The following is a 16117-nucleotide window of genomic DNA, read 5'->3' on the forward strand; positions in this document are numbered from 1 at the left end:
TTCCCCCCGCACCCCGGCTCCAGGCGGAGCCGGGAGAAGCCCCGGAGGAAGAGACCCATGTTCCACGCCAAGGCCTACGCCGCCACCAGCCCGACGTCCCCGCTCGCCGCCACCACCATCCCGCGCCGCGACCCCACGCCGCGCGACGTCCAGATCGAGATCCTCTACTGCGGCATCTGCCACTCGGACCTGCACACCGTGCGCGACGAGTGGAGCAGCCTCGCGTCCACCGTCTACCCGTGCGTCCCCGGCCACGAGATCGTCGGCCGGGTCACGCGGGTCGGCGCCGAGGTCACGCGGTTCACCGCCGGCGACCTCGTCGGCGTCGGGTGCATGGTGGACTCGGACCGGACCTGCCCGGAGTGCCGCGCCGGCCTCGAGCAGTTCTGCGCCGGCCAGACCCTCACCTACGGGGCGCCGGACCGGCACCTCGGCGGCGTGACCTACGGTGGCTACTCCGGCAGCGTGGTGGTGGACGAGCACTTCGTGCTGCGCGTGCCCGAGCGCCTCGACCCGGCCGCGGCCGCCCCGCTCCTGTGCGCCGGCATCACCACCTGGTCGCCGCTCCGCCACTGGGGCGTCGGGCCCGGCAAGAAGGTCGGCGTGGTCGGGCTCGGCGGCCTCGGCCACATGGGCGTGAAGTTCGCGCGCGCGCTCGGCGCGCACGTGGTCGTGTTCACGACCTCGCCGGGCAAGCGGGAGGACGCGCTCCGGCTCGGCGCGCACGAGGTGGTGCTCTCGCGCGACGCGAACGCGCTGCGCAAGCACGCCGGCAGCTTCGACTTCATCCTCGACGCGGTCGCCGCCGAGCACGACCTCAACGCGTACGTGAACCTGCTCCGCCGCGACGGCAACCTGACGCTCGTCGGCGCGCCGGAGAAGCCGCTCCCCGTGGCGGCCTTCGGCCTGCTCCTCGGCCGGCGCAGCATCTCCGGGTCGCCCATCGGCGGCATCGCCGAGACGCAGGAGATGCTCGACTTCTGCGGCGAGCACGGCATCACCGCCGACGTGGAGGTGATCCCGATGCAGAAGGTGAACGAGGCCTACGAGCGGATGCTCCGCTCGGACGTGAAGTACCGCTTCTCGATCGACATGGCCTCGCTGCAGGCGGGATGAGCCGGCGCCGGCGCCCGCGCGGCGGTAGGATCCAGCCGCCGGGGGCCGGGCCCCGCGGTGAGACGGACGGCTGGCCGCGGTCCGCGCGCCTGAGCGCCGAGTACGAGCGGATCCACGCGGCGCTCGGGGCCGACGCCTGGATCATCGGGCGCATCTCGATGGAGCCGTACGCCGGCCGGGCGCCGCTCCCGTCGCGGGGCCCCGGGCCCGCATCCCTCGCCCCGACTTCGTCGCGCGGGCGGACGCGCCCTCGTACGCCATCGCCATCGACCCCTCCGGCAAGCTCCGCTGGGAGTCGGGCGCCATCGACGAGGACCACGCCGTCACCGTCCTCACCGGACGCGTCGCGGTCAGCTCACCGTCTCGGCGCTGTAGCGCGCCAGGAGCCCGGTGCGGACCGCGTAGCGGTAGACGCGGACGAACGCCCAGCCGGCGAGCACGATGGTCCCGGCCGCCAGGAGCGCCCCCTGGCCGAGCGCCGCCCACGACACCGGGCGGCCGGCGGTGAGCGCACGCAGCTGCTCGAACACGTACGACGGCGCGAGCAGCCACGAGACGGCCTGCATCCAGCGCGGCAGCGTGGCGATCGGGTAGAACACGCCCACGAACGGCGAGAGCACCGCCGGGATGGGCCAGATCAGCCACTCGGCCGCCGGGCCCAGCCGGAGCACGATCGCGCAGCCCAGGATGCCGAGCGCGATCCCGAACATGAACAGGATCAGCAGCGCCGGGACGATCGCGAGCCCGTAGCCCGCGAACGACAGCCCGAACGCCGCCGCGGCGAGGCCGAGCATGACGGCGAGCCCGAGCGTGCTCGTGAGGACGGCCGAGACCACCAGCCCCGAGACGTACTCGCCGGTGGTGATCGGCGTCGCGAACACGTTCAGGAAGTTGCGCGACCACACGTCCTCGAAGAACGCCATGCTCACGCCGTGCATCACCCGCGAGAAGAAGTCCCACAGCAGGACGGCGCCGAGGAGGAGCGGGACGAAGTCGAGCCCGGACGCGGCGACCCGGTTCAGGTAGCGGGAGATGAAGCCCCACAGCACGACGTCGATGGCCACCCAGGCGAAGAGCGGCAGGATGCGCGCCGGGCTGCCGCGCAGCAGGTACGCCTGCCGCAGCACGACCGCCGCCACCCGCCGGGCGCGCGGCCCGATCACGGCTGCTCCAGCGCGAGCGGCTCGCGCGCGACGGTGATGAACAGGTCCTCGAGCGACGCGCGCCCGTGCTCGCCGGGCAGCGTGCGCGGATCGCCCTCCAGCAGGATCCGGCCGTGGGACAGGAACAGCACGCGGTCGCAGACCTCCTCGACCTCGCGCATGTTGTGCGAGGTCCAGAGCACGCCCTGCCCCTCGCGCGCGGCCACCCCCCGGATCCGCGCGCGCAGCTCGCGCGCGACGGCCGGGTCGAGGGACGCGGTGGGCTCGTCGAGCAGGAGCAGCCGCGGCGCGTTCAGCATGGCCTTCGCGATGGTGACCCGCGACTGCTCGCCCGACGAGAGCACGCCGGTCTTCGTGTCGCGGAACGCGACGAGGTCCAGCTCCGCGAGCAGCGCCTCGACGCGGGCGCGGACCTCGCGCACGCCGTAGAGCAGGCCGAACACGGTGAGGTTCTGGGAGACGGTCAGGTTCCCGGGGAGCGGCGCGTACACCGCCGCGAAGTTCGTGCGCTCGAGCGCCTCGGAGCGGCGGCGCGCCAGGTCGATGCCGTCGATGCGGATCCCGCCCGCGGACGGCGCGAGCACGCCGAGGATCATGCTGATGGTGGTCGTCTTGCCCGCGCCGTTCGGGCCGAGCAGCCCGACGATCTCGCCCGGCGCCACCTGGAAGGAGAGCTCGTCCACCGCGCGCGTCGTGCCGTAGGACTTGCACAGGCGCTCGACGCGCAGGATGGGGCCGTGAGCCGTCACGAAGCCTCCCGCGCCCCGTCGCGCGCCAGCCGCCGCAGGCTCAGCTCCTCGAGGTCGAGCTCCTCCTCGACGCGCTGGAACGCCGCGTCTCCGATGGTGCCGTCCGACCGGAGCGCCAGGAGCCGCCCGCGCTCCGCCTCGACCGCCCGGCGCGCCACGGCCGCGCCGGCGCGCGGGTCCACGTCGCCGCCGGCCGGCGGCGCCTGCGGGGCCGCGCCGCCGCGCAGCTCCGCCTCGGCGCCCCGGAGCAACAGCTCGTACCGTCGCCGCAGCACGTCGGAGAGCGGATCGCCGGCGGCCCCGTCGGTCGCCGACAGGCCGGCGCGCAGCGTCTCGACCCTCGCGAGCCGGACCTCCCGATCGACCGAGCGGTCTCCTTCGAGGCGGAGCGCGCGCATGAGCGGCCGCAGCGTCATCCCCTGGAGGACGAGCGTCCCGAGCACCACCGCGAACGCGGTGAACACGACCAGGTCGCGGTGCGGGAACGGCGGCGCGCCCCGGGCTCCGGTGGGCAGCGCGAGCGCGGCGGCGAGGGTGACGATGCCGCGCATCCCGCACCAGCCGACCACCGCGGCGCCGCGTGGCGAGAGCCCGATCGTGTCCGGCCGCGCCTTCGAGCCGTCCTCCGTGGGCCGGCAGCGCAGCCGGCTCACCGCGGCCGTCCCGGAGACCCAGGCGATGCGCGCGACCACGGCGGCGAGGCACACCGCCCCGGCCACGCCGGCGTACCGCAGGAGCGTGGGCGCGTCGATCCGGCCGAGGATGGCCTTCAGCTGGAAGCCGACCAGGATGAACGCGAGCACGTTCAGCACGAAGACGGCGAACCCCCAGACCGCGTACGAGGGGATGCGGACGCGCGCGGCCATCTGGCCCGCCGCCCGCTGGGCGCTCGCCATCGCGAAGACGACGACCGTGAGGATGCCCGAGAGGTGGAGCCGCTCGGCGACGATCCAGACCGCGAACGTCCCGCAGAACTGGACGACCACCGCGATGGGGACGTCCTCGATCCGCGCGATGAGCGGTGGGATCACGCGGGAGAGCCCGTACCCGAGCGCCACGCTCCCCGCCGTCGAGGCCAGCAACGGCGGGAGGACCTCGACCGGCGAGAGCGCGCCTGCCAGCGCGGCCCCGACCGCGAGGCGGTACACGAGGAGCGCGCTCGCGTCGTTGAAGAGGCTCTCGCCCTCGAGGATGACCATGAGGCGGTGCGGTGGGCGGAGCTGCCCGAGCACCGCGGTCGCGGCCGCCGCGTCCGGGGGCGCCACGATCGCCCCGAGCGCCACCGCCACGGCCCACGGCATGCCCGGCACGAGCGCGCGGGCCACCACGGCGACGACCACGACCGTCAGGGCGACCGCGCCCACCGCGAGCCCGGCCACGGTGCGCCAGCTCGCCCGGAGGTCGCGCTGCGAGGCGTCGTAGGCCGCGTCGAGGAGCACCGGCGCGACGAAGAGCGTGAGCGCGAGGTCCGGCTCGAGGACCAGGGTCGGCGTGCCCGGCACGAGCGCGAGCGCCGCGCCGGCGAGCGCCACCAGCGCCGGGTACGGGGTCCCGATCCGGCGCGAGAGCGCCGTGAGGGCCGCGCCGGCGAGCAGCAGCCCGATGATGATCTCGAACACGAGCATGCGAGCGGGACGCCCCCTCCCGGCGAACCCGCCGCGGAGACGTCCTCGCCACCATTCTGTCGCGGGTCGCCCGCGCCGTGCCGTGAAGATTTCCCGAACGCCCCATGCGCGTTCCGGGCGCGACTCCGTCCCCGGCGGCGGCCCGGGGGATCGTAGGATCGGGCCAGCCGCCGCACCCGCGCCGGCGGGGAGAGGACGCCCACCATGGCCTTCACGCCGCTCAACGCGCTCAACTCGTTCATCGCGGTCGCGCGGCGCCGGAGCTTCGCCGCGGCGGCCCGGGACCTCGGCGTCTCCACCTCCGCGCTGAGCCAGTCGGTGCGGCAGCTCGAGGCGCGCCTCGGCGTCACGCTGCTCACGCGGACGTCGCGCACGGTGGCGCTCACCGACGCGGGCCAGCGCCTGCTCGAGAACGCCGGCGCGGCGGTGGACCAGGCGGTGGAGTCGCTGAAGACCGTGTCGGTCCGGCCCGGCGAGGTCACCGGCCGCGTGCGGCTCACCGTGCCCAGCACCGCGGTGACGCCCGTCCTCGCCCGCCTGCTGCCCCGCTTCATCGAGCGGCATCCGCGCGTCGAGGTGGAGGTGCGGGTGGAGAACCGGTTCGTGAACATCGTCGCCGAGGGGCTCGACGCCGGGATCCGCCTCACCGAGGCCATCGAGCGGGACATGATCCAGGTGCGCCTGACCGAGCCCGGCCGCTTCGTCGTGGCCGGCGCGCCCTCGTACCTCGCGCGGCGCGGGACGCCGGAGCGGCCGCAGGACCTGCTCCAGCACGACTGCCTGTGCATCCGCTCGAGCACGCACGGCGGGCTCTACGCCTGGGAGCTCGAGCGCGGGAGGAAGTCCTGGCGCGTTCCCGTCCGGGGGACCGTGACCACGAACGACCCCGAGCTGATGCGCGCCCTGGCCGTGGCCGGCGTCGGCCTCCTCTACATGTTCGAGCCGGAGCTCCAGGACGACCTGCGCGGCGGGCGCCTCCGCCTGGTCCTCGAGCCGTACGCCGCGGCGGTGCCCGGCTTCTTCCTCTACTTCCCCAGCCGCGCCCAGGTGTCGCCCGCGCTCAGGGCGTTCGTGGACGTGGCGCGGGAGCTGGCGGGCAAGCCGAGGCAGCGGGCGGGCTGAGCCCCGCGAAGGAGGAGGCTCGCCTGAGTTGCCAGCCGTGGGCCGAGGCCGACTACGATCGGCGCGGCACGTGGCCCGCTCCACGGAGACCGCGAGGGAGACATGACGGACGCTCGAGGGTTGGATGGGCTGCTCGCCCCGCTCGACGGACTGCTGCCGGACCTGGAGAGGCTCTACACCGACCTCCACGCGCACCCGGAGCTCTCGATGCAGGAGACCCGGACCGCCGGGATCGCGGCGGAGCGGCTTCGCGCGGCGGGGTACGAGGTGACGACCGGGATCGGGAAGACCGGCGTGGTCGGCCTGCTCCGCAACGGCGACGGCCCCACCGTCATGCTGCGCGCCGACATGGACGCGCTGCCGGTGAAGGAGCTGACCGGGCTGCCCTATGCGAGCGACGTCACGGCGACCGACGCGGAAGGCAGGGGGGTCCCGGTGATGCACGCCTGCGGCCACGACATGCACGTGGCGTGGCTGGCCGGCGCGGCGGCGCTGTTCGGCCGCGCGCGCGACGCCTGGCGGGGCACGCTGCTCGCCGTGTTCCAGCCGGCCGAGGAGATCGCCACCGGCGCCCAGGCGATGATCGACGACGGGCTGTTCTCGCGCTTCCCCAGGCCCGACGTCGTGCTCGGGCAGCACGTCATGGTCGGCGCAGCGGGCGTGCTGGGCTGGCGCGCCGGCGTCATGACCTCCGCCGGCGACAGCCTGCAGATCCGGCTGTTCGGGCGCGGGGCGCACGGCTCGATGCCCCAGGCCAGCATCGACCCGGTGGTGATGGCGGCGGCCACGGTGCTCCGCCTCCAGACGATCGTCTCCCGCGAGCTCGCGGCGAGCGAGGCGGCGGTCGTCACCGTGGGCGCGCTGCAGGCCGGCACGAAGGAGAACGTCATCCCCGACGAGGCGCTCATCAAGCTGAACGTCCGCACGTTCGACGAGGGCGTCCGCACGCGCGTGCTCGCCGCCATCGAGCGCATCGTGAAGGCCGAGGCGGCCGCGTCGGGGGCGCCGAAGCCGCCCGAGATCACGCCGCTCGACCGGTACGGGGCCGTCCGGAACGACGCGGAGGCGACCCGCCGCGTGGTCGAGCGGTTCCGCGGGAGCTTCCCGGCGGAGCGCGTGCAGGAGGTGGCGCCGACCTCCGCGAGCGAGGACTTCGGCTGCTTCGGCGCCCAGTGGCACGTGCCGTCCGTGTTCTGGTTCGTGGGCGGGACGGATCCCGAGACCTACCGGAAGGCCCAGGCGGCGGGCCGGATGGGAGAGCTCCCCACCAACCACAACCCGCGCTTCGCGCCGGTGGTCCACCCGACGCTGCGCACCGGCGTGGAGGCCGCGGTGTCGGCGGCGATGGGCTGGCTCGCGCCGTGACCGTCACGCAGTTCACGGTGGACCTGGGCGTGCTCCCGGTGGCGCTCGACCTGGGCGGCACCTTCGTGTTCGCGCTCAGCGGCGCCGCGGCGGCCGTGAAGCACCGGCTCGACGTCTTCGGGGCGCTCGTGCTGTCCCTGGTGGCGGCGAGCTCGGGCGGGATCCTCCGCGACGTGCTCATCGGCGCCATCCCGCCCGCCGCGCTCGCCGACTGGCGGTACCTCGCGGTCTCGCTCCTCGCCGGCGCGGTCGTGCTCGCCGCGCACGCCACGGTGGACCGGCTCCGGAACCCGGTGCAGCTCTTCGACGCCGCCGGCCTCGCGCTGTTCGCGGTGGCCGGCACGCACAAGGCGCTCGTGTACCACCTCGGGCCGCTCCCGGCCGCGCTCCTCGGCACGCTGACCGGGATCGGCGGCGGCGTCGTGCGCGACCTGCTGGTGGCGGAGGTCCCCACGGTGCTCCGGGCGGAGGTCTACGCCGTGGCCGCGCTGGCCGGCGCGACGGTGGTGGTGGTCGGGAGCTGGCTCGGGATCCCGTCGCCCATCGCCACGACCGCCGGCGCGCTCCTCTGCTTCGGCCTCCGCTTCATGGCCCTGCGCCGCGGCTGGCGGCTGCCCGTCGCCGGCGCGCCGTAGTGCTTTCGCTTGATCGGCGCATTCCCCCGCTTATACGCGGAGCCAACTTCCGGTCGTCGGGATGGCGGCGCGACGCTCTCGCCCTGCGCAAGGCCCTTCCTCGACGACGCCTCTCCGCCACGCCTCCTGGAGCACGTCATGCCGCAGGCCCCCACGATCAACCGCCGCATCGTCCTCGCCGCCCGCCCGCGCGGCGCGCCCGTCCCGCGGGACTTCCGCCTCGAGGAGGCGCCGGTCCCGTCGCCGGCGGACGGCCAGGTGCTCCTTCGCACCCTGTACCTGTCGCTCGACCCGTACATGCGCGGTCGCATGAGCGAGGCGCCCTCCTATGCGCCGCCGGCCGCGCTGGACGAGCCGATGGTCGGCGGCACCGTGAGCCGCGTGGTCGCCTCCAGGCACCCGCGGCTTCGCGAGGGCGACCTGGTCCTGGGCACGTCGGGGTGGCAGGACTACGCGCTGTCGGACGGCCAGGATCTCGTGCCGCTCGCGGACACCGCGCATCCTTCGTATGCGCTGGGCGTGCTCGGCATGCCCGGGTTCACCGCGTATCACGGCCTGCTGAACATCGGGCAGCCCAGGCCCGGCGAGACCGTGGTCGTCGCCGCCGCGAGCGGCGCGGTCGGCGCGGTGGTCGGCCAGCTCGCCAAGCTCCGTGGCGCTCGCGCGGTCGGCATCACCGGCGGCGCCGAGAAGTGCCGGTACGTGACCGAGGAGCTCGGCTTCGACGCCTGCCTCGACCGCCACGCCCCGCACCTGGCGGAGCGGCTGGCCGGCGCCTGCCCGGCCGGCATCGACGTGTACTTCGAGAACGTCGGCGGCCCGGTGCTCGACGCCGTGCTGCCGCTCCTGAACGAGGGCGCGCGCGTGCCGGTGTGCGGGGGGATCGCGCACTACAACGACGAGGCGCCGCCGCCCGGCCCGGACCGCCTGCCCATGCTCATGTCCCTCGTGCTCCGGAAGCGCCTCCGCGTCCAGGGCTTCATCATCCTGGACCACTACGCGGACGGCCACGCGCCGTTCCTGCGCGACATGAGCGCCTGGGTCGCCGGCGGCCAGGTGAGGCTGCGCGAGGACGTCGTCGCCGGCCTGGAGAACGCGCCGGCTGCGCTCATCGGGCTGCTCGAAGGCAAGAACTTCGGGAAGGTGATCGTGCGCGTCGCGGAGTGACGCCCGCCCGCGAGGCTCAGCCCTCCCGGACCGACCGTCCGAGCAGCTCCGCCTTGTCGATGGCCGCGCGCAGCGCCTCGGACGGCTCGCGCGTGCGGTCCCCGTCGCGCAGGAGCCGCTGTGCCTGGCTCACCGCGCGCGCGAACTCGAGGTTCCCGAGCATGCGGTCCGGCTCGCCGGTGAGCCGCTCGGTGAGCTTCCGGAGCCGCGCCTTCATCTCGCCGAAGTTCTCGTTCATGTCTCTCTTGTAGGCTCGAAGCGGGTCGTGCGCCGCTCGTCGCCGCGGAACTGGCCCTTGCCGGGTAGGCGCGCGCCCGAGCGGCCGGCGCGCTCGAGCCCAGGAACGGCGAAGCCCGGCCTGTCGAGGCCGGGCTCCGTCTCCGCTGCGAAGCGGATCAACAGGTCAGCAGATCAGAGCGGGCGGACGTTGGCCGCCTGCAGGCCCTTCGGGCCCTTGGCGACGTCGAACTCGACCTTCTGGCCCTCGGCGACGCTCCGGAAGCCCTCGGCCTGGATGGCGGTGTGGTGGCAGAACACGTCCTCGCCGCCGCCGTCCTGGGTGATGAAGCCGAAGCCCTTCGCATCGTTGAACCACTTCACGGTACCGGTAGCCATCTATGTCACGACACTTTCTCGTTCTCGAGCGGCGATGTGGCGCCGCTCGCGCCCTGCCCAGAGTGGGCCGGGGAGCGGAGTGTATAGCCTTAACTTTCTGTAAAGTCCACCCGCGGCGCCGCGCGCGGTGAGTTGCCCCTTCGGAGGCGGCCGTGGCCGCGCGGCCGCGGTGAGCGCCGGCGGCTTCGCGCCTCGCGCTCCGATCGGGGCCGACGCGATGAGATCCCGCCGGCCGCGCCGTCGAACGCCACATGATGACCCACCACGACGCGGTCGCCGCGCACCGTCACCGCGCCGGGGCGCGCACGGCAACCCACGCCGGCGCCGTCCTCGCCACGATTTTCTGCGCCTGCGCGGCGACCGGCACCCCGCCCCCCTTCGCCCCCGAGAAGACCGCCATGACCGCCCCCGCACGCCCGCCCTCCTCCGGATACGCCGACGTGGACGGCCTTCGCCTCTACTACGAGATCCGCGGCGCCGGCGGCACGCCGCTGGTGGTGCTGCACGGCGGCCTGCACAACACGGCGCTCGACGCGCCGGTCGCCGAGCGCCTCGCCGCGCACCGGCAGGTGATCTCGGTGGACCTGCAGGCCCACGGCCGCACCGCCGACGTGGATCGCCCGCTGCGGTTCGAGCGGCTCGCCGACGACGTCGCCGCGCTGCTCGCCCACCTCCGGATCCCGCGCGCCGACGTCCTCGGCTATTCGTTCGGCGGCGGCGTCGCGCTCCGGACCGCGGTCCAGCACCCGGAGCGCGTTCGCCGGCTGGTGCTGGTCTCGGTGCCGTTCGCGGACACCGGGTGGTACCCCGAGGTGAAGGTGGGGTTCCAGCACCTCGGGCGCGCGCTCGCCGGGCCGATGCGACCGTCGCCCGCCTACCAGACGTACGCCGCCATCGCCCCGCAGCCCGAGCGCTTCCCGGACCTGCTCGACAAGATGGGCGAGCTCGGGACCCGGCCCTACGACTGGTCGGCGGAGCTCGCGCGCCTCGCCGCACCCACCCTGCTCGTCTTCGGCGACGCCGACGCCGTCCGGCCCGAGCACGTCGTCCAGTTCTTCCAGCTGCTCGGCGGCGGCCACCGCGACGGCGGCCTCGACCGGAGCGGCGTGTCGAAGGCGCGGCTCGCGATCCTGCCCGGCCTCACCCACTACGAGGTGTTCGAGTCGCCGGCCATGACCGCGGCCGTCGAGCCGTTCCTCGCCGCGGAAGGCGGGTGACGACGCGCGCGCAGCCGCTCGGCGCGCTCACAGCCTCCGCGGCGCGGCGTGCCCTCCGGACGCCCCCTCGGCCGCCGCGCCGGGGCCGTCCACGTCGCTGAAGAGCGGGCTCTCTCCGGCCGGCGCGGTGGTGGGACGCGGCGCCGCCCGGATCCCCCGCCAACACAGCACCACGAGCGGCAGCACGCCGCCCACGATGAAGAGCGCGTCGCCCGGGAGCCTCCACCACTCGAAGAACGTGAGCGGGCGCGCCGTCACGTACTCGAGCTGGCGCGCCTCGAAGTACCCGACCGTCACCGACCGGTAGAGCTGGAGCACGCCGATCGGGAAGAGCGTCGCGAACACCATCCAGCCGAGCCCGAGGTTGAGCGACCAGAAGCTCACCCCGGCGAGCCGCTCGGACCAGCGCTCCGGCGCGACCAGGTAGCGGACCGCGAAGAGCGCCAGCGCCACCGCCAGCATGCCGTACACGCCCATCATGGCGGCGTGCCCGTGGTTCGCGGTGAGCGCGGTGCCGATCTGGTAGTAGGAGACGATGGGGAGGTTGATGAGGAAGCCGAAGATCCCCGCGCCCACGAAGTTCCAGAAGCCCACCGCCGCGAGGAACATGACCGCCCAGCGGTGCGGGAACGGCGCCGCGCCCTCGCGCTGCTGCGCCTTCGCGAGCGACAGGAAGCTCCAGGCCTCGACGGTGAGGAACGTGAGCGGGATGACCTCCGCGGCGGAGAAGAACGCGCCGAGCGCCATGTGCTCGGCCGGCTCGCCGGAGAAGTACACGTGGTGCATCGTCCCGACCACGCCGCCCACCGAGTAGAGGATGATCTCGAGGTAGACCAGCCGCACCGCCGCCTTCTCCGCGACCACGCCGAGCAGGACGAAGAGGTAGGCGACGATCGCCGTGGTGAAGAGCTCGAGGAAGTCCTCGACCCACAGGTGCACCACCCAGAACCGCCAGTAGTCGGTGACGGTGAAGTGGGCGCGCGGGTGCGCGAGCAGGCCCACCGCGTAGAACGCCGGGATCGCGAGCGCGGCGAAGAAGAAGAGCCAGGGCATGTTGCCGAGGTGCTCGCGGACGAGGCGCGGCCGGAGCGTCCGGTACAGCATGGCCGCCCAGGCGAAGAGCCCGGCGACGAGGAGCACCTGCCAGAAGCGCCCGAGCTCCAGGTACTCGAACCCCTGGTTCCCGAGCCAGTAGCCGCGGATCCAGCCGTGGATCCCGGCCAGCTCGCCGAGCAGGCTGCCCACCACCACCACCGCGAGCGCCCCGAGCAGCGCGAACGCGAGCGTCCGCTGCCCGCGGGGCTCGCGCCCGGCGATCATCGGCGCGACGAAGATGCCGGCCGCGAGGTAGGACGTCGCCACCCAGAAGATGGCGAGCTGCAGGTGCCAGGTGCGGACCACGTTGAACGGGAGCAGCGCCGCCAGGTCGATGCCGAAGAAGCCCTCCAGCTCGGCGCGGTAGTGCTGCGACGCGCCGCCGGCCAGCGTCTGGGCGAGGAACAGCAGCGCCATCACGAGGAAGTACCACCCGGTGGCGCGCTGGCCCGGCGTGAGGGGGACGTCCTGCGGCCGGCGGAACGTGAGCGTCTGGGTCTCGCGCCCCTGCCAGCCGAGGAACCGCCACCGGCCGAACGCGGCGAAGAGGAGCCCGGTCCCGCCGAGCAGCGCCACCAGCGAGAGCACGCTCCACACCACCATCGAGCCTGTGGGGCGGTTCAGGACGAGCGGCTCGGGGGGCCAGTTGTTCGTGTACGAGTAGTCGGCGCCGGGGCGCTGCGCGGAGGCGGCCCAGGCGGTCCACGCGAAGAACGCCGTCAGCTGCCGGAGGTCCTCGGGGCTCGAGACGAGCCCCGGCGAGAGCCCCGTCCTCGCGCTCGGCTGCGAGAAGAACGCGCGCAGCGACTCGCGCGCGTGCTCGAACGCCGCCGCCTGGCCCTCGGTGAACCGCAGCACCCCCGTGGCCGGGTCGTAGCGGTTCTCGCGGAATTCGGCCCACGTCCGCGGGCCCCCCTCCCGCTCCGACTCGCCGTTCCGCGCGGCGACGAAGCGGGCCGACCGCCGCAGGTACTCGGCGGTGAAGTCCGGGCCGAGGTAGCCGCCGTGCCCGAGCACCGAGCCGTAGTCCATCAGGCCGCGGGTGAGGAACAGCTCCTGGCCCGCGAGGATGTCCTCGCGGTCGAACACCACCCGGCCGCGCGGATCGACGGTCTTCTCCGGGATGGGGGGCGAGGCCGTGTAGGTCCGGTAGGCGAGGACGCCGAGGATCCCGAACCCGACGACCATGACGAGGAGCGCGGCCTGCGGCCACGCCCTGGAGACGAGCAGTCCTCGGCGCATGCGGTCTCCTCGAGGCGAACGCCTGACGCTGGCGACCGGGCGGCCGCCCGGCAAGGCTCCGCCCCGAGGGGGAAGCCCCCCGAGCGAGGCCTCAGCCCCGGCGACCGCGCAGGACCCGCTTCTTCAGCTCGCCGATCCAGACGACGGAGCTCGCCACGGCGACGCAGAGGAGCCAGTCGCCGGCGTCGAGCGGGACGGTGCGGAACGGGCGCTGCAGGAAGGGCAGGTGGACGACCGCGACCTGCAGCGCCGCCGAGCCGGCCACCGCCAGCCACAGCCACCGGTTCGCGAAGAGCCGGTGGAACGTGCTGTGGTGCTCGAAGCGGCAGTTGAAGGTGTTGAAGAGCTGGAAGAACACGAGCGTCGTGAAGCCCATCGTCCGCGCGCGACCGATCCCCTGCCCCGCGTCCGCGCCGGAGACGAGGCCGCCGGGGAGCTCCCAGTCCATCACCAGCAGCGTGCCGACCGCCATGACGACGCCGATGAAGACGATGTCGAGCCAGGCGCGGCCGGGGAGGACGCGGCTGCGTGGATCGCGCGGCGGCCTCAGCATCACGTCGTGATCGGGCGGCTCGACCCCAAGCGCCAGCGCCGGCCCGGAGTCGGTCAGCAGGTTGATCCACAGGATCTGCGTGGCGAGGAGCGGCACCACCAGCGCGGAGCCCTGCTCCGGCACGAGGCCGATCGTCCCGGCGAAGACCACGCCCAGGAACATGACCAGCACCTCGCCGATGTTCGACGACAGCAGGAAGCGGAGGAAGCGCTGGATGTTGGCGAAGATCGACCGCCCCTCCTCCACCGCGGCCACGATCGACGCGAAGTCGTCGTCGGCCAGCACCATGTCCGCGGCGCCCTTCGCCACGTCGGTGCCGGTGATCCCCATCGCCACGCCGATGTCGGCGGCCTTCAGCGCCGGCGCGTCGTTCACGCCGTCGCCGGTCATCGCGGCGATCTCGCCGTTCGCGTGCAGCGCCCGGACGATCCGCAGCTTGTGCTCCGGGGCGACGCGGGCGTAGACCGCGACCTCGCGCACGGTGTCGCGCAGCTCCGCCTCGTCCATCCCTTGCAGCGCCGTGCCGGTGACCGCCGCGGCGCCGGGCGCCGCGATCCCGAGCTCCGCCGCGATCGCGGAGGCCGTGGCCGGGTGGTCGCCGGTGATCATGACGGGACGCACCCCGGCGCGCTTCGCCCGCGCGACCGCGTCGCGTGCCTCGGGCCGCGGCGGGTCGATCATCCCCACCACCCCGAGGAACACGAGCGCCTGCTCCAGCTCCTCGGTCACCGCCTCCGCCGCCGCGTCGCGGCCGAGGGCGCGGTAGGCGACGCCGAGCGTGCGCAGCGCCTCCGCGGCGAGCGCGTCCACCGCGCGCCCGAGCTCCTCGCGGCGGGCCGGCGTGAGCGGTCGCGTCCCCGCGCCGACGCGCTCCTCGGTGCAGCGCGCCAGCAGCACGTCGGGCGCGCCCTTGGAGAAGACCATCGTCCGGCCCGGGTCCTGGGCGTCGGTGTGGGCCGTGCTCATGAGCTTGCGCTCGGACGAGAACGGCACCTCGCCGACGCGCGGGTAGCGGCCGTGGAGCGCCTCCGACGCGTGGCCGACCTTCCGCGCCGCGACGACCAGCGCGCCCTCCGTCGGATCGCCCTGGACCGTCCAGCGCCCGCCTTCCTGGCGGAGCGCCGCGTTGTTCGCCAGCTCCCCGGCCGCCAGCGTCCGGGACACCTCCTCCAGCAGCGCCGGGTCCTCGACCGGCTTCCCGCCCTGCTGCACCTCGCCCGCCGGATCGTAGCCGGTCCCGGTGAGGTCCACGCGGCCGCTCGCCGTCACCACGGCGCGGACCGTCATCTCGTTGCGGGTGAGCGTCCCGGTCTTGTCCGAGCAGATGGTGGTGGTCGAGCCGAGCGTCTCGACCGACGACAGCTTGCGGACGATGACGTTCCGCTCCGCCATGCGCCGCGTCCCGAGCGACAGCACGATGGTGGTGATGGCGGTGAGGCCCTCCGGCACCGCCGCCACCGCGAGCGACACCGCGAGCAGCAGCACGTCCAGGAGGTCCGCCAGCGCGCTCAGGTGCTCCACCAGCACCAGCGTCGCGCCGATCACGACGGCGATCGCGACCACCGCCGCGCCGAGCAGCTTCCCCACCCGGTCGAGCTCCTTCTGCAGCGGCGTCGGGGCCTCCTCCGTCGCCTGCAGGGAGGCCGCGATCCTGCCGATCTCGGTGGCCCGCCCGGTGCCGGTGACCACCGCGCGGCCACGCCCCGCCGCGATCGCCGTCCCGCTGAACACCATGTTCGTCCGATCGCCGATCCCCACCTCGTCGGCGAGCGGCGCGGGGTCCTTCGAGGCGGCGGTGCTCTCGCCGGTGAGCGCCGACTCGGCGGCGCGGAGCGCGATGGACTCGACCACCCGCGCGTCCGCCGCGATCGTGTCGCCCTCCTCGAGCAGGAGCAGGTCGCCCGGCACGAGCTCGGGCGTCGGCACCATCCGCTGCTCGCCGTCGCGCAGCACGCGGGCGCTCGGGGCCGACATCGCCTCGAGCGCCGCCAGCGCCTGCTCGGCGCGGCTCTCCTGCGCGAACCCGAGCACGCCGTTCAGGAGCACGACCGCGAGGATGGTGAGCGCCTCGTACGGCACGGGCCCCTCGGGCTCGAGCCACCAGGCGGCGAACGACACCGCGGTCGCGACGAGCAGGAGGCCGGTGAGGACGTCCTTGAACTGGGCGAGGAACCGGCGCCAGGCCGGGACGGGCGGCGCGGACGGCAGCTCGTTCCGCCCGTACCGCCGGAGTCGGTCCCGCGCCTCTCCGTCCGTCAGCCCGCGCTTCGCGTCCCCGGCGAGCGAGGCGACGACGTCGCGGGCGCTGCGGCGGTACGGCGGGCGATCCTGGGGCGCGGCGGCGGCTTCCGGGAGTGCGACCATGTCCGTGGCTCTTGCCCACCGCGGCCACCGGGCCCCTGCCGCGGCCGTGGGTCCGCGTCAACGTACGCCGGCCGCGGCCGGATCCGGGC

13 protein-coding genes are annotated in these 16117 nt (G+C 74.4%); 6 read left to right on the forward strand and 7 right to left on the reverse strand.

Annotated features, from left to right (window positions below; genetic code table 11):
* Positions 1-57: 57 nt before the first annotated feature.
* On the forward strand, positions 58-1116 hold the full coding sequence (locus ADEH_RS16370; protein ID WP_011422217.1) for an NAD(P)-dependent alcohol dehydrogenase: 1059 nt from the start codon (positions 58-60) through the stop codon (positions 1114-1116).
* Positions 1117-1466: 350 nt separating this feature from the next.
* Here the strand turns inward: ADEH_RS16370 and ADEH_RS16375 are convergent, their stop codons facing one another.
* Genes ADEH_RS16375 through ADEH_RS16385 form a run of 3 tightly spaced genes read right to left on the reverse strand, consistent with a single transcriptional unit; the run spans position 1467 to position 4653 of the window.
* A complete protein-coding gene (locus tag ADEH_RS16375) occupies positions 1467-2279 on the reverse strand; it encodes an ABC transporter permease (protein WP_011422218.1) in 813 nt (270 codons plus the stop codon).
* Positions 2276-3028 (reverse strand): ABC transporter ATP-binding protein, encoded by a 753-nt coding sequence (locus tag ADEH_RS16380; protein ID WP_011422219.1) that lies wholly within the window; start codon positions 3026-3028, stop codon positions 2276-2278. Before ADEH_RS16380 ends, ADEH_RS16375 begins: the two co-directional genes overlap by 4 nt.
* A complete protein-coding gene (locus ADEH_RS16385; RefSeq protein ID WP_011422220.1) occupies positions 3025-4653 on the reverse strand; it encodes a cation:proton antiporter in 1629 nt (542 codons plus the stop codon). Before ADEH_RS16385 ends, ADEH_RS16380 begins: the two co-directional genes overlap by 4 nt.
* 204 nt (positions 4654-4857) lie before the next feature.
* On the opposite strand from ADEH_RS16385, the gene ADEH_RS16390 reads away from it, so the two are divergent.
* From ADEH_RS16390 to ADEH_RS16405, 4 genes are all read left to right on the forward strand, one after another.
* Entirely contained in the window at positions 4858-5775 is a 918-nt protein-coding gene (locus ADEH_RS16390) for a LysR family transcriptional regulator (protein ID WP_011422221.1), read from the forward strand.
* Positions 5776-5877: 102 nt separating this feature from the next.
* Positions 5878-7140, forward strand: coding sequence for a M20 family metallopeptidase (locus ADEH_RS16395; RefSeq protein WP_011422222.1), 1263 nt, complete (start codon positions 5878-5880; stop codon positions 7138-7140).
* Positions 7137-7775, forward strand: a complete 639-nt coding sequence (locus ADEH_RS16400) for a trimeric intracellular cation channel family protein (RefSeq protein WP_011422223.1) — start codon at positions 7137-7139, stop codon at positions 7773-7775. The genes ADEH_RS16395 and ADEH_RS16400 overlap by 4 nt, the downstream gene beginning before the upstream one ends.
* A gap of 138 nt (positions 7776-7913) precedes the next feature.
* A complete protein-coding gene (locus ADEH_RS16405) occupies positions 7914-8942 on the forward strand; it encodes an NADP-dependent oxidoreductase (RefSeq protein ID WP_011422224.1) in 1029 nt (342 codons plus the stop codon).
* Between the two features lie 16 nt (positions 8943-8958).
* Here the strand turns inward: ADEH_RS16405 and ADEH_RS16410 are convergent, their stop codons facing one another.
* The gene (locus ADEH_RS16410; protein WP_011422225.1) at positions 8959-9180 is read right to left on the reverse strand and encodes a hypothetical protein; all 222 of its coding nucleotides are present in this window, start codon (positions 9178-9180) and stop codon (positions 8959-8961) included.
* A 173-nt stretch (positions 9181-9353) separates the two neighbouring features.
* The gene (locus ADEH_RS16415; RefSeq protein WP_011422226.1) at positions 9354-9557 is read right to left on the reverse strand and encodes a cold-shock protein; all 204 of its coding nucleotides are present in this window, start codon (positions 9555-9557) and stop codon (positions 9354-9356) included.
* Positions 9558-9955: 398 nt separating this feature from the next.
* Here ADEH_RS16415 and ADEH_RS16420 point away from each other — a divergent pair, with 398 nt between their 5' ends.
* Positions 9956-10774 carry an alpha/beta fold hydrolase gene (locus tag ADEH_RS16420; RefSeq protein WP_011422227.1) on the forward strand — a complete coding sequence of 273 codons (819 nt, stop codon included), beginning with the start codon at positions 9956-9958 and terminating at the stop codon, positions 10772-10774.
* 27 nt (positions 10775-10801) lie between these two features.
* Here the strand turns inward: ADEH_RS16420 and ADEH_RS16425 are convergent, their stop codons facing one another.
* Together ADEH_RS16425 and ADEH_RS16430 are read right to left on the reverse strand one after the other, a co-directional pair.
* The gene (locus ADEH_RS16425) at positions 10802-13111 is read right to left on the reverse strand and encodes a nitric-oxide reductase large subunit (protein ID WP_011422228.1); all 2310 of its coding nucleotides are present in this window, start codon (positions 13109-13111) and stop codon (positions 10802-10804) included.
* Positions 13112-13202: 91 nt separating this feature from the next.
* On the reverse strand, positions 13203-16028 hold the full coding sequence (locus ADEH_RS16430) for a cation-translocating P-type ATPase (RefSeq protein ID WP_011422229.1): 2826 nt from the start codon (positions 16026-16028) through the stop codon (positions 13203-13205).
* Positions 16029-16117: the final 89 nt, after the last annotated feature.

This window comes from Anaeromyxobacter dehalogenans 2CP-C (assembly GCF_000013385.1).
Taxonomy (GTDB): Bacteria; Myxococcota; Myxococcia; order Myxococcales; family Anaeromyxobacteraceae; genus Anaeromyxobacter; species Anaeromyxobacter dehalogenans_B.

Bases quoted from the DNA above. Each gene is read 5' to 3' on its own strand.
- ADEH_RS16370 (WP_011422217.1), top strand. From the start codon at position 58: ATGTTCCACGCCAAGGCCTACGCCGCCACCAGCCCGACGTCCCCGCTC.
- ADEH_RS16425 (WP_011422228.1), bottom strand. From the start codon at position 13,111: ATGCGCCGAGGACTGCTCGTCTCCAGGGCGTGGCCGCAGGCCGCGCTC.
- ADEH_RS16410 (WP_011422225.1), bottom strand. From the start codon at position 9,180: ATGAACGAGAACTTCGGCGAGATGAAGGCGCGGCTCCGGAAGCTCACC.
- ADEH_RS16405 (WP_011422224.1), top strand. From the start codon at position 7,914: ATGCCGCAGGCCCCCACGATCAACCGCCGCATCGTCCTCGCCGCCCGC.
- ADEH_RS16390 (WP_011422221.1), top strand. From the start codon at position 4,858: ATGGCCTTCACGCCGCTCAACGCGCTCAACTCGTTCATCGCGGTCGCG.
- ADEH_RS16415 (WP_011422226.1), bottom strand. From the start codon at position 9,557: ATGGCTACCGGTACCGTGAAGTGGTTCAACGATGCGAAGGGCTTCGGC.
- ADEH_RS16395 (WP_011422222.1), top strand. From the start codon at position 5,878: ATGACGGACGCTCGAGGGTTGGATGGGCTGCTCGCCCCGCTCGACGGA.
- ADEH_RS16420 (WP_011422227.1), top strand. From the start codon at position 9,956: ATGACCGCCCCCGCACGCCCGCCCTCCTCCGGATACGCCGACGTGGAC.
- ADEH_RS16430 (WP_011422229.1), bottom strand. From the start codon at position 16,028: ATGGTCGCACTCCCGGAAGCCGCCGCCGCGCCCCAGGATCGCCCGCCG.
- ADEH_RS16385 (WP_011422220.1), bottom strand. From the start codon at position 4,653: ATGCTCGTGTTCGAGATCATCATCGGGCTGCTGCTCGCCGGCGCGGCC.